This is a genomic window from Streptomyces monashensis (assembly GCF_001866665.1).
Taxonomy (GTDB): domain Bacteria; phylum Actinomycetota; class Actinomycetes; order Streptomycetales; family Streptomycetaceae; genus Streptomyces; species Streptomyces monashensis.
Map to the genome: position 1 here is coordinate 42145 of NZ_MLYO01000009.1, position 12570 is coordinate 54714.

Below are 12570 nucleotides of genomic sequence, written 5' to 3' on the forward strand. Positions count from 1 at the left end.
CGACGACCTCGGGGTCGGTGACGTCCGGGGCGGTGACGTCCGGATCGGTGACGTGCGGGTCGGAGTCATGGGGGTCACGCTCCGATCCCGTAGAGCGAGTGGGTCCACGTGAACGTGCTGTTGCTCACGTAGTAGTCGTAATCCCCCCAGTTGTAGCGGTAGTTGGAGGGCCACGGGTCGCCCCAGTAGACCTGGTTGGCGGAGGTGTCGTAGCCGTACAGCACATGCATGTGCCCGCCCCCGGAGTTCCACTCGATGCGTGTCTCGACGGGGCGACCGGCGCCGATCTCCGTCTGCACGGTGCTGTAGCGCAGGTAGCCGTTCACGTACCTGCCCGGGTTGATGCCCATCCAGTCGAGGGCGTTCTGCACGTCGTCCAACGCCGCCTGCCAGTTGCCGCAGGTGCTGCCCTGGGGCCGGTTGAAGGCGGCGTCACAGAACTGGTTCTGGGTGTAGTTGCGCCCGAACCACGCGGCGATGGTGTCGCCGCTCGCCGCCCAGCACCAGTTGCTGTTCTGCTGGGCCTGCATGGTGATGTCGAGTCGCTTGGCGGCGGGAACGGCGGGAGCGGCCGGGTGAGCCGCGCCTCGGGGAGTGGCGAGCGGGGCGGAGTACGGGGCGGAGTGCGAAGTGGCGTACGGAGCGGCGTGAGCGGTTGCCGTGGGTACGACGACGGCCGCCAGGAAGGCGACGGCCGCGAAGGCCGTCGACGGCGGGCGTCTACGGCCCCGGGTGGTGATGGACATGGCGTTCCTCCCAGTCAGGGTGGGGGTGGAGGAGCGCGTCCGGACGCTGCGACAGCAGCATCGATCTCTTGTCGGGTCTCGGTCAATGAGGTTGTCCACAGGGCTGGCGGCGAAGTGAACACCGCCCGTACGGTTGTGAACGCCACCGCAGGTACCGGCAGGTGGCAGCGCACGTCACGCCCTGTTCCAGGACGGGGAAGTGAACGTTCATAGGTAAACGATCCGAGGGGGTGGGGGGAGGGAGAGGCCCACGTGACAGCACACAACACCGATCGCCGCCGCACCACCCCGCGCCCCGCCGCCCCGGCCCCCGGCGCCTCCCGCCGCCCCGCCCCCGAGGCCGAACTCGCCGAAGTCCTGCGCACCGGCCCGTTCTCCGCCGCGCTGCGGGCCGCGCTCGCCGCGCGCGGGCTGGCTCTGCATCGCGTGCAGCACCGGCTCGCCCAGCGCGGCATACGTGTCGGTGTGACCAGCCTCAGCTACTGGCAGCGCGGGGTACGGCGGCCCGAGCGGCCCGAGTCGCTTCGAGCCGTCACCGCGCTCGAGGAGGTCCTGGAGCTGCCCCCGCAGGCCCTCACCCGCCTGATAGGCCCACGCGACACCGGCGGCCGTCCCCCGGCCCGCCCGTATCGCACCCTGCTCGAACCGGCCGCCGCACTCGAATCGCTGCTGGCGAGTCTGGCGGCACCGGCGGACGGCGGCCTGCACACCGTCATCCACTACGAGCACGTGCACATCGGTGCCCGTCGAGAGCTCACCGCCCGCGACTCCCAGCACGTCGTACGCGCCCACCGCGACGGCGTCGACCGCTATGTCGCCATCCATCACGGCGACCCGGGCTGCGACACGGAGCGCGTACGGGTACGCGGTCTCGGCAACTGCCGGGTCGGGCGGATCCGGCGTCACGGCGCCTCCGGAGTCATCGTCGTGGAGCTGCTCTTCGACGGGCGGTTGAGAGTCGGCGAGACCGCCGTCCTGGGGTACCGCTTCGAGGACGGAACCGGCGCGCCCGGCCACGAGTACGTTCGCGGCTTCACCTACGGCGGCGGCCAGTACGTCCTTCAGGTCGGCTTCGACCGCACCGCCCTGCCCGTCCACTGCCGCCGCTTCTCCCGTCCGTCCGCGACCGCCCCTCGCGAGGCTTTCGCCGATCTGACCCTGAACGCCCACGGCTCCGTCCACCTCGTGGAGCAGCAGATACGGCCGGGCGTCCTCGGCATCACGTGGGAATGGGAGTAGGAACCGTCCGGGTGATCACGTTCGAACGTCGTCCGGGGAACGCGGACGATCGACGGTGCCCGGGCCACGGCCCGTGGCGTGCCACGACCTGTCCGGCGCAGGTGTCACCGTCAGATGCCACGCCCACATCGGCTCGGGGATCATGTGGGCGATGCCCCGCCGACAGAGCCGGGCGCGGAGCCGGGACATGGCCGCCCACCTGTGTGATCCTCGCACGCCGGACGACTCGCGTGGCCGTCCTCATGTCCCCGCACCGACCGCCCGAGATCGATCGCGGGGCGGCCCACTAGGGTCGCAGGCATGACGTCACCCCTTACCGGCAGTGCCTTCGACATGCTCCACCTCGACGCTGTGCGCGACCAGGAGACGCTGCGCCGGGTCTACGAAGCCCCCAGCGAAGCGGCCGTGCGCAAGCAGATGACCGAACTCACCGAGCAGACCCGGAAGTTGGTCGGCTGTTCCTCGCTGGTCCTCATCGCCAGCGCCGACGCCGAGGGCAACTGCGACGTCTCCCCGCGCGGCGGTCCCGCGGGGTTCGTCGCCGTCCTGGACGCACGGACGGTGGCGATACCGGACGCGACCGGCAACAAGCGTCTGGACACCCTGCAGAACGTCATCGCCACCGGACGGGCCGGGCTGCTGTTCGTCATCCCGGGGCGCACCACGACGCTCAGGGTGAACGGCCGGGCCTGCGTCTCCACCCGACCGGAGCTGCTGTCGCAGCTGACCGCCGTGGGCAAGCCGCCGGTCAGTGCCCTGGTGCTGGGGATCGAGGAGGTCTACCCGCACTGCCCCAAGGCGCTCCTGCGCAGCGCGGCCTGGAAGCCGGAGCAGTGGCTGCCGGCGGACGCCCAGCCGACCTCGGCCGAGGTGACACTGGCCCAGCTGCGGATGCCGGAGCTGACGATCGCCGACATCGAGCAGGCGGAGGCGGACTCGCTGAAGTACCGCTACGAGTAACAGCCCGACCTGCGTGCTGCCAGGCAGCGGTCCACGCCGCGAGCAGGCAGCGGCATCGCCGCTGCGTTCGGTACCGCATGGTCTTCGACCCCGCTCGGACCCGCTCCGTACCGACGGCGTGTGCGCACGGCATGGCGGATCGAAGGACATCACGTGAGACCTTCGACCACGTCGCCATCGGGGGCGGGTGCAGTGGCACCGAGGTCTTGCCGGTGGTCGCCACCAGGGAGATCCTCAGGCGAGTACAGGGACGGGATGTACCGCGAGGAGCTGTGGTGAAGGCAGGCAACGCGCGTCGCCGGGAGGACTGTTGACAGACATGGAGACCCACTCTGCGCGGCAGGGGCAGGGACCCGCGGCGGCCGGCTTGGGGCGGCGGAGATTCCTCGGCTACGTGCTGGCCGCCTCGACGCTGACCGTGGCCGCCGAACTCGGTGAGGCAGTGCTCGCGCCGGACGAGGCGGCGGCGGTCGTCCCGTCCGTGCCGGGTCCGGCGGAGATCTACGACCTCAACGACATGCTGACCCATGCGGCGCTGCCGACGGCCGACCTGATCACGATCCGGATCGACGCCGACGGCACGGCGTCCTTCGCGCTGCCCCGGGCCGAGGTCGGGCAGGGCATCACGACGTCCAGCGCCATGCTGATCGCCGAGGAACTGGACCTGCCGCTGGAGCGGATCCGGGTCACGCTCGCGGACGCGCGGCCGGAGCTGCTGTTCAACCAGCTCACCGGCGGCTCCAACACCACGATCTCCACCTTCACACCGATCCGCGTCGCCGCCGCCGTGGCGCGGGGCCGGCTGCTGGAGGCCGCCTCCCTGGAACTGGGCGAGGCCCTGGACACCCTGACGGCGAAGGCCGGTGTCATCACCTCCTCGGCCACCGGCCGCAGCCTCACCTACGGTGAACTGGCCAAGAAGGCAGCAGCGGTGACGACCGGCCGGGTCTCGGTGGGGCTCAAGGAACCGGCGGAGTTCACGGTGATCGGCACCGCTCGGCGACGTGTCGACGCGCTCGAAGCGGTGACCGGGCGCAAGAAGTTCGCCATGGACCTGCACATCCCTGACGCCCTGCCGACCATGGTGTGCCGACCGCCGACGATCAACGGCACCGTGCGCTCGGTGGACAACCTCGCCGAGGTGCGGGCCATGCCCGGCATCACCGACGTCGTGGCCGTCTCCACCGGGGTCGCCGTCCGCGGCCGTACCTTCGGCCAGTGCATCGACGCCGTACGCGCCCTGAAGGTCTCCTGGGGGCCGGGCAGTGCCGAGGGCGCCTCCGACACCACGATCCGCGACGAGCTGAGAAGGGCCGAACTTCCGCTCCCCGCACTGGACCTGCTGACCGAGTCGGTCGACGCCCGGTTCACCTTCCACTTCGCGAGCAACAGCGCGCTGGAGACCAACTGCGCCATCGCCGACGTACGGAAGGACTCGGCCGAGATCTGGGGGAGCATGAAGTCCCCGATCGTCGCCCAGGAGCAGATCGCGCTGAGGCTGGGGCTGCCCGTCCCGGCGGTGACGGTCCATGTCACCGAGGGCGGCGGCTCCTTCGGGCGGAAGCTCTTCCACGACGCCGCCGCCGAGGCCGCGGAGGTCTCGAAGGCGATGGGCAAGCCGGTCAAGCTGATGTGGCACCGCACCGACGACTTCCGGCAGGGCCGTGCCCATCCGATGGCCACCTCGCGGGTGCGCGCCACCTATGCCCTCGGCCAGGTGCTCACCTACGACCAGCGGCACACCTCCGTCGCCACCGACTTCGGCCACGGGGTCGGCGAGATCATCACCTCCGAGGCCGCGCGGCTGCCGGTCGGCGGCCTGGCCTTCTCCGAGACGATCTTCGCCCTCAGCCAGCAGACGCCGTACGACTTCGGCGTCGTCACCCAGTTGCTCAGCGAGACGGACAAGGGATTCAACACCGGCTCCATGCGCAACATCTACTCGCCCAACGTCCGCTGTGCCCAGGAGCTGGTCGTGGACGAGCTGGCCGGGCGGACGGGCAAGGACCCGTACCGGTTCCGCCGCGAGTTCGCGAAGGACGAGCGGGTGCGGGCCGTCCTCGACAAGGTGGCGGACGTCGGGAACTGGGGCCGGAGCATGCCCGCCGGCACGGCGCAGGGCATCGCGCTGCATCCCGAGTACCACGCCTGTGTCGCCGTCCTCGCCGAGATCGACTGCCGTCCGCAGACCACCGGCCGCAAGGTCCGCGACGCCTGCACCGGCCCCCGTGTCACCAAGGTCGTGTGCGCGGTCGACGTGGGCCTGGCGGTCAACCCGCAGGGTCTCCGGGCACAGATGATGGGCGGCATCATGGACGGCATCGCGATCGTCCTCAGCTCCGGCCTCCATCTCGACGACGGGCACTTCCTGGAAGGCAGTTGGGACAACTACTTCTACACCCGGCAGTGGAACGTCCCGCCCGAGCTGGAGATCGTCGTCATGCCGCCGACCACCGGGCGGCCCGGCGGTGCCGGGGAACTGGCCGTGGCGGCTGCGGCGGCCGCCGTGGCCTGCGCCTACGGCCGCGCCACCGGCACCATGCCGACGAGCTTCCCGATCAACCACGCCGGACCGCTCGGCTTCGAGCCGCTGCCCACCACCCCGCCGATCCCCGCGTCCCCGACCGACGGACTCAACCGCGCCTTCTAGGAGTTGCCGTGCCCGAACACACCTTCGTCCTCAACGGCAAGCGGGTGACCGTCGACATCGAGGACGATGTCCGGCTGCTGTGGGTGCTCAGAGACGTCCTCGGGGTCACCGGGCCGAAGTACGGCTGCGGGCTGGGCGTCTGCAAGGCCTGCACCAGCCACATCAACGGCAGGGCGTTCAACCCCTGCTCGGTGCCGGTCGGCGCGGTCGGACCGGACGACGAGGTCACCACCATCGAGGGCCTGCCCGCCACCGTCGGCAAGGATCTGCACCCCATGCAGGAGGCCTGGCTGGAGCACGACGTGGCGCAGTGCGGCTACTGCCAGCCCGGCCAGATCATGACCGCCGTGGCCAAGGTCCGCCAGGCCCGCGAGGAGGGCCGGGAGATCACCGAGGCCGACCTCGACGAGATCCGCAACGTCTGCCGGTGCGGCACGTACCACCGCATCCGCGAAGCGATCGTGGCCGGCTCGAAGAAATACTGAGGCGCCGTGCCGGAACTCGCCGTGCGGTTCACCGCCCACAGGCTCCGTGTGGCGTTCGTCGACCGGCTCTGCGGGTGCCGGGTCCGGTGGGCCGGCCGCCCAGGTGGTGAGGGTCGGCGTGCACGTCGCGCCGTCCCCCGCCGCGGGCTTGCCGGTCAGCCTCGGCGCATGACCAGTGGCTCATGGCGTCGCAGGAGCACGAGCACCACGACGATGCCGACCAGCCCCAGGCCTTCCAGCACCCCCGAATCCAGCCACCACTGGTGGGCGGTGTGGACCCACAGCGGATCAGCGGAGTGGGGGTGCCTGTCGTCCGTGGGTGGACCGATCCGGCTCAGGTCGATGGTGGCCGCCTGTGCGGCGACCGCCCAGCGGGAGGGGGCGAGCCAGGAGAGCTGGTTCAGGCCCATCTGGTTGAACAGCGGGAAGACCGCGCCGCTGAACATCACCTGGACGACTGTGGAGAGCACCAACAGGGGCATGGTCTTCTCGGCGGTGCGCACCAGGGCGGAGATGATCAGGCCGAGCATCATCGAGGTGGTGGAGAGCAGGACCACCACCAGTATCAGCTCGATCTCGGACGGTGTGGTCACCAGTCCGGCCACCGGCAGCCGACGGCCGGCCAGTCCGATCGCGACCACCATGAATCCCTGTACGGCGGTGATCAGCCCCAAGACCATCACCTTGGACAGGACATAGGCGGACCGGGACAGCCCTATGGCACGTTCCCGCTGGTAGACCACTCGTTCCTGAACCAACTCGCGCACCGAGTTGGCGGTACCGGTCAGACATGCGCCGACTGCCAGCACCAGCAGGACGGGCTGGGCGTCGACGTTGTAGTCCGGAACACAGGACGCCGACCTCACGCAGGTATGTGCGGCGGCCATGAAGCCGTACTGGGCGGGCACGGTCCAACTGAGCACCCCCATGATCAGGGGCAGGGCGAGCAGCAGACCCGCATGGCCCCGGTCCGCTGCGATGACCGAGAAGTTGCGGCGCATCAGGGTGGTGAACTGGGAGCGCCAGCTCGGCGGACGAACCGACGGGGCACCGGAGGACTCCCGCGGCCCGCCGCCCGCCTTCGGTCGTTTCCTCGATCTCCGCGGTTTCTTCGGTTTCCTCGGTTTCCTCAGTTGTTTCGCATCCCCCGCATCAGGGTTCGTGCTCTGCGCTCCGTCGTCGTCCGGTGCGTCGGCAGGCTGGGACGCCAGCTCCTCCATCACCGCGGTATAGGTGTGGTGGTGGATCGAATCGCGGTAGCGGGCCGCCCAGTCCCGATCGGGATGAAGGTCGAAGGCCTGGAAGACGTCCGCCCAGTCGTCGTGGCCGAAGAACTCCAACGCGTAGTGCGACGGGCCGAAATACGCGGTGCGGCCACCCGGGGCGAGGACCAACAGGCGGTCGCACAGATGGAGGTTGGCGACGCTGTGCGTCACCACCGCGACGCGGCGGCCACCGTGCGCGAGTCCGCGCAACATCTGCATGACCTGCCGGTCCAGACCCGGGTCGAGGCCGGACGTCGGTTCGTCGAGCAGCAGCAGCGCGGGTTTGGTCAGCAGTTCCATGGCGACCGACACGCGTTTGCGCTGCCCGCCGGAGAGCGCGGTGATCCGGGTGTCCAAACGGTCCGAGAGGCCCAGTTCCTCGAGCACCTCCTTGACGCGCTCTTCGCGGGCCGCGGCATCGGTGTCGCGCGGGAAGCGCAGCTTGGCTCCGTGGCTCAGCGCTTTGCGCAGGGTGAGCTGCGGGTGGAGGACGTCGTCCTGCGGGACCAGAGCCACGCGCTGGCGGAGTTCCGCGAAGTGCGTATAGAGGTTGAGGCCGTCGTAGAGCACCTCGCCCTCGTCGGCGGGCTGGTAGCCCGTCAGCGCCCGCAGGAGCGTGGACTTGCCGCAGCCGGACGGGCCCACGATGCCCACCAGGGACTTCTCAGGGAGGTCGAGACTGACCTGACTGAGCAGGGTCTTCGCCTCACCGCGCTGACGTACCCGGACTGTCAGGTCCCGGGCGGTGAAAGAACCTGTGCCCCTGTCGGCGCGGACCAGCCGACCGTCGGCCAGATGAAGTCTGGAATGACCGATCATCACGGCGTCGCGCGGGCCCAGCACGTGCCGGGCAACCTGATGACCATTGACGTACGTGCCGTTGGAACTGTCGAGATCCGCTATTTCGGGCTCGCCCTCGGCGGTCTGCCGCAGCTCCGCGTGGTACTTGGAGACCATGGGGTCCGGTACGACGAGGTCGTTGTCGGGTGCGCGGCCTATCCTGAGGACCGGCTCGGCGTTCGACGACGTCTTATCTGTCATTCCCTGAGCGCCAGTCCTGTTCAGCGGCATATGGAGGCATGCATGGCGCGGGTAGATGAATCCGCGCCACCGGGACGCGTGACCGCCCCCGGCGTCTGCGGCCGACAGAGTAACGCGTCATCCGACAAGGAAAGTTCATATACTTACTTACACTTCACCATTCGGTGGCCTTTCCTCGAAGCGGACACCAGGCCGCAGACCGTGCGGTCGGAGAAGTCGCCGTCGCCTTCCTTGAGCTCCGGGGCACGTGGACGCCGCGCCGTGCACGCCCCGCAGCTCACGTCATTCTCACCGACTGCCCACCCAAGATCCGGACCGGTCCCGGCCGGGGCATCGCCCGGAGCCCTGCTGACCGCTTCCCCTGTTGCGCCTGCGCTCGTCGGACGTGTTGAAGCCGTTCCTTCAAGGTTCGGCAATGGCTCGTGCGGCCGTTGAACATCCCGCGGGTCCGGCACGTACCGCAGGTGGATCCGTCGTGCGGGCGATCGGTTCGTTCTCCCTCCGTCACGCTGAGAAGGGTCCGCACTGTCACGACCGTCGTGCGCCCGCGCGACCGTGGGTCGCTCCCCACGGAGGGACGCACAGTGAGGAGCAGCTCAGTGGCCCGCAAGAACCTGACACAGCCGTCGCGTACGTCGCGGCGGGAGCACGCCCGACGCTGGAAGCGGTCCAAGGTGTCGCTCGCGCTGATCGGCGGGCCGGTGATCCTCGCCGTCGTCGCGGGTTCGGTGTTCGCGGCGGAAGGGCGTGATCAGCGCCGCCCGCGACAGAACCAGGCAGCCGCCGCGCAGCCCGCGGCGGCTGCCAAACCCGATCCGAAGTGCACGCTGCTGGTGCCCGACAACCCGCTCACCGCCGGTGGCCTGGCCACGCCGTACAGACTCGTCGCGACCGATCCGGCGCAGGGCCCCTGCCACGAGGCCAACCCCGATCAGTCGGCGTTCGTGGAAGCCGCGATCCTCACCCCGAACGGCAGGCTGACCGTCTACAACCCGCTGGTGACCGACAAGGGAACGAGACCGGCGGCGCGCGCCGCCCGGCCCTCGGTGCCGCGCGGGTCGACCGTGGGCATCTGGTTCGGTTTCAACAGCGCCGATCTGACCTTGCGGACGAGCGGTCGTGCGGACAGCCTCGCCCAGGGCAAGTGCGTCAACGGCCTGCCGGGGTCGGTCTTCGGGCAGTTCGCGTACTGCAACGCGCCGGCCTTCTTCCGGGCCGCCAACACCCAGATCGCCAAGGGGCACCTCAGGATTCCGGCGCTCGGGAGAGCCAAGGACGGCTTGCCGTGCCCGACCACGCGGGACTTCTCCGTCGTGGACCAGGACGGAAGCGACAACGTGGTGACCCACTACCTCGCCGACGCGCACGGCCGTATCGCCCAGAACAACGCCGCGAGCAGGGCCGCCCTCAAGAAGGCCACTCGGCTGGCCAACCGCGGCGACCGGCACCACCGGCACAACGGCAAGGCCATGTCGGCGACCACCGGCGCCGCCAAGGATCTGGCCAACGGCAGCGACAACCTGCTGCTGACCCAGTTCATGGACCCCGCTCTTGGCTGCAAGCCGTTCACCGCGCCCGACCAGTCCGGCGACGGCCACGCCGCCTCCGCCCTCGCGCTCGACGAACTGTCCGCTGCGGCACACCAGAAGACGCCGATCGCACTGGTTCCGCGAAACGACCCGATGACGCTCGTCGACGGCCGCACCAGCGTCGCGAAGACCAACGCGTACCGCGCGGGAGTCGACATGCCCGCGGTCGGTGCCGGCGCCGACGGGGACGGAGCCGCCTTCTGCACCACTCTTTTCCGCGACCCCGCCGGCATACGGCGCGTCTTCAAGGACAAGAAGCTCTTCGAGAAGGCGCCCTCGCCGGACCCGGCCACGGCACCGAACCTCTTCGGCTTCCTCGCCTCACGGGCCAACCAGACGTTCACCAACCTGGGTTGCGATCAGCTTCTGGGCGCCGCCGACCCCGTCGTCCTCACCACGAACGCGAACGGCCTGGTCACCGACGCGGTTCTGACAGCGCTCAGCCAGACGCCTCCCCCGGGCGGCGCCTCCCCGTCCGCCTCGCCGAGCACCCCGTCGGCCGGCAAAAACACCAGTCCGATGTAGCAGGTAGTGGTGTCCCGGGGGCTAAAGCGCCGGGTAGGCCGGGAAACCGCACGTCGGGAGGGGACCGCCGCCGGGAACCGGGGTCACGGTGACGCCGGTCCCGGACGGGGTGATCGTGCTGTCGTGGACGGCGATCTTCGCGTACGAGGCGGTACCGGCGTCGCGGTCCAGGCCGACGTTGCTCAGGGTCAGCTCCAGCGGCCGGCCGTCGCTGTAGCCGTTGAAGACCGACCGGGCGTCGGACGGCGAGTTCACCACGCACAGGCCCGCCACCGCGATGCCGGTGAACGACGGGATGTGGGAGCCGCTGCCGTTCCACGGCCACGGGGCCGAGCGGTTTCCGGCGCAGGCGTCCAGTGCGGCCTGCAGGGCGGCGGGTGTCCGGCGGGTTCTTCTCGGCGGCGGCGCCGAAGGTGCGTCCGGAGGCGGCGAGCCGGGCGGTGACCGTCCGGCAGGTGACGGACGGACGCCGCGGCTCGGTCACCTGACGGCTGTCCCCCGTGGCACGTGCGGGAGCGACGGAGCCGCCGGACGTGGTGGTGGCCGTGGTGGCGGTGGGGTTCCAGCCGTCGTTGCCCGCGAGGTACTTCCGGACGGTGTGGTCGGCCGCCTGCGCGGCGGTGAGCTGCGGCGTACGGGCGTTGACCGCCGCGCCCGGTCCGGTGTCGGCGTAGGAGTCGAACCGCGCCGACTTCCAGGAGCAGCCGCCCATGTCGGTCCACGGCGTCGCGCTCTTCACGGCGGCGGGCAGCACCGTGTTGCGGAACAGGACTGGGCGACGGAGGTGGCCGAAGAGCGCCAGGGGCGGCCCAGGTAGTACGTGTTCGGCTTGGCGGCGCTGCTGACCGTGCTGTTGGCGATCAGGAAGCCGTACTTCTGCGAGGAGTCGACGTCGGCGCTGATGCGGTCGTCGCGGAAGTACTGCCGCGTCTGGGTGGTGGCGCTGGGTGCCCAGGCCAGCAGGGTGTCCTTGGGTGAGGCGGCGTCGACCGTCGCCTGGACGGTCCGGTAGGTGCCGCTGCCGTCGCTGGCGACGCTCAGCACTCGGGGGGAACGGCCGGGACCCGCCTGGGCGAGCAGGGGGACGCAGGCGAGACCGCCGAGCGCGAGGACGGCGCCGACCGCGAGCGCGGTGCGGCGGGCGGTGCGGGGACGCCGGTGGGGCTGACGGGACACCACGGGTGTTCCTTCCACGAGGGAGGAGTGACACCCCCGAGTGGCGTGGCAGGCCGGAAGGGTTGGCGCCTTGGAGAAGCTTCTACGGAAAGAGAACCGCGGCTGACTACGGCACCGCGATCGCCGTTTCCGCGGCCATGCGGCACCGTACGGCGCGGACGTACTCGCGCCGGAGCAGCAGGAGTTACTTCCGCCGGCGGACGCCCCGGGCTCCCGGGCGGGGGAGCCTGGTCGCACACCTGTGGCCCGCGACCTGATCGAGGTGTCTATGTCCTTCTCCACCGAATCATCGGCGGTGGCGTCGCCCGCCGACGGCGGCGGCGCGCTGCGGCGTCCGGACCGCCGGCTGCCCGTGAGGGTCCGGCACAGCATGGTCGTCCTCCACGTGGTCGCCTCGGTCAGCTGGCTGGCCCTGATGCTGTGCCTGCTCACCCTCGGGACGACGGCACTGGCGACGCGCGACGCCGGCACCGTGCGCACCGCCTACCGGGCGATGGGGATGCTGGGTGACGCACTGATCATCCCGCTGAGCCTGCTCACGCTGGTCAGCGGAGTGGTCCTGGCGCTCGGCACACCGTGGGGACTGTTCCGGTTCTACTGGGTCGGCACCAAGTTCTGGCTGACCCTGGGCGCGACGGTGGCCTCGATCTTCGCCCTCACGGCCAGGCTCCACGACGCCGTACACACGGTGGCCCTGCATCCCTCGGGCCCCGTCTCCGCCATGCACCTGGGGTTCATCCGCTACAACATGGTGATCGTCCCGGCCGTCGCGCTGCTGCTCTACCTCGCCAACGTCGTGCTGTCCGTCTTCAAGCCATGGGGCAGGCGGTCGGCCGGCCGGAGCGAGCCCGGACAGCGGCGCCGCCGGGTTCAGCGGTGAGGTGTCGCGTTCGC

11 protein-coding genes are annotated in these 12570 nt (G+C 70.3%); 7 read left to right on the top strand and 4 right to left on the bottom strand.

Features of this window, described 5'->3' with window-relative positions; all coding sequences use genetic code 11:
• Positions 1–74: 74 nt before the first annotated feature.
• Positions 75–746, bottom strand: coding sequence for a papain-like cysteine protease family protein (locus BIV23_RS01620; protein WP_071378882.1), 672 nt, complete (start codon positions 744–746; stop codon positions 75–77).
• A gap of 357 nt (positions 747–1103) precedes the next feature.
• Here BIV23_RS01620 and BIV23_RS01625 point away from each other — a divergent pair, with 357 nt between their 5' ends.
• The 4 genes from BIV23_RS01625 (at position 1104) to BIV23_RS01640 (ending at position 6080) form a co-directional block, all read left to right on the top strand.
• Positions 1104–1985 carry a hypothetical protein gene (locus BIV23_RS01625; RefSeq protein WP_071379075.1) on the top strand — a complete coding sequence of 294 codons (882 nt, stop codon included), beginning with the start codon at positions 1104–1106 and terminating at the stop codon, positions 1983–1985.
• 300 nt (positions 1986–2285) lie between these two features.
• Entirely contained in the window at positions 2286–2945 is a 660-nt protein-coding gene (locus tag BIV23_RS01630) for an MSMEG_1061 family FMN-dependent PPOX-type flavoprotein (protein WP_071378883.1), read from the top strand.
• 319 nt (positions 2946–3264) lie between these two features.
• Entirely contained in the window at positions 3265–5595 is a 2331-nt protein-coding gene (locus tag BIV23_RS01635; protein WP_071378884.1) for a molybdopterin cofactor-binding domain-containing protein, read from the top strand.
• Positions 5596–5603: 8 nt separating this feature from the next.
• Complete coding sequence (locus BIV23_RS01640) at positions 5604–6080, top strand: (2Fe-2S)-binding protein (RefSeq protein WP_071378885.1); 477 nt, start codon at positions 5604–5606, stop codon at positions 6078–6080.
• Positions 6081–6235: 155 nt separating this feature from the next.
• Here BIV23_RS01640 and BIV23_RS01645 read toward each other — a convergent pair whose 3' ends face one another.
• Complete coding sequence (locus BIV23_RS01645; RefSeq protein WP_071378886.1) at positions 6236–8386, bottom strand: ATP-binding cassette domain-containing protein; 2151 nt, start codon at positions 8384–8386, stop codon at positions 6236–6238.
• A 599-nt stretch (positions 8387–8985) separates the two neighbouring features.
• Between BIV23_RS01645 and BIV23_RS01650 the strand changes: the two genes are divergently transcribed.
• Positions 8986–10500, top strand: coding sequence for a hypothetical protein (locus BIV23_RS01650; RefSeq protein ID WP_071378887.1), 1515 nt, complete (start codon positions 8986–8988; stop codon positions 10498–10500).
• Between the two features lie 21 nt (positions 10501–10521).
• Here BIV23_RS01650 and BIV23_RS01655 read toward each other — a convergent pair whose 3' ends face one another.
• Positions 10522–10755 carry a hypothetical protein gene (locus BIV23_RS01655; protein WP_143079029.1) on the bottom strand — a complete coding sequence of 78 codons (234 nt, stop codon included), beginning with the start codon at positions 10753–10755 and terminating at the stop codon, positions 10522–10524.
• A 245-nt stretch (positions 10756–11000) separates the two neighbouring features.
• Between BIV23_RS01655 and BIV23_RS50085 the strand changes: the two genes are divergently transcribed.
• Positions 11001–11174 (top strand): hypothetical protein, encoded by a 174-nt coding sequence (locus BIV23_RS50085; protein WP_177239649.1) that lies wholly within the window; start codon positions 11001–11003, stop codon positions 11172–11174.
• Between the two features lie 61 nt (positions 11175–11235).
• Here BIV23_RS50085 and BIV23_RS01660 read toward each other — a convergent pair whose 3' ends face one another.
• Positions 11236–11676: a hypothetical protein gene (locus BIV23_RS01660; protein WP_143079030.1), complete on the bottom strand. Its 441-nt coding sequence runs from the start codon at positions 11674–11676 to the stop codon at positions 11236–11238.
• Positions 11677–11944: 268 nt separating this feature from the next.
• Between BIV23_RS01660 and BIV23_RS01665 the strand changes: the two genes are divergently transcribed.
• The gene (locus BIV23_RS01665; RefSeq protein WP_245790285.1) at positions 11945–12556 is read left to right on the top strand and encodes a DUF2269 domain-containing protein; all 612 of its coding nucleotides are present in this window, start codon (positions 11945–11947) and stop codon (positions 12554–12556) included.
• The last annotated feature ends 14 nt before the right edge of the window (positions 12557–12570 follow it).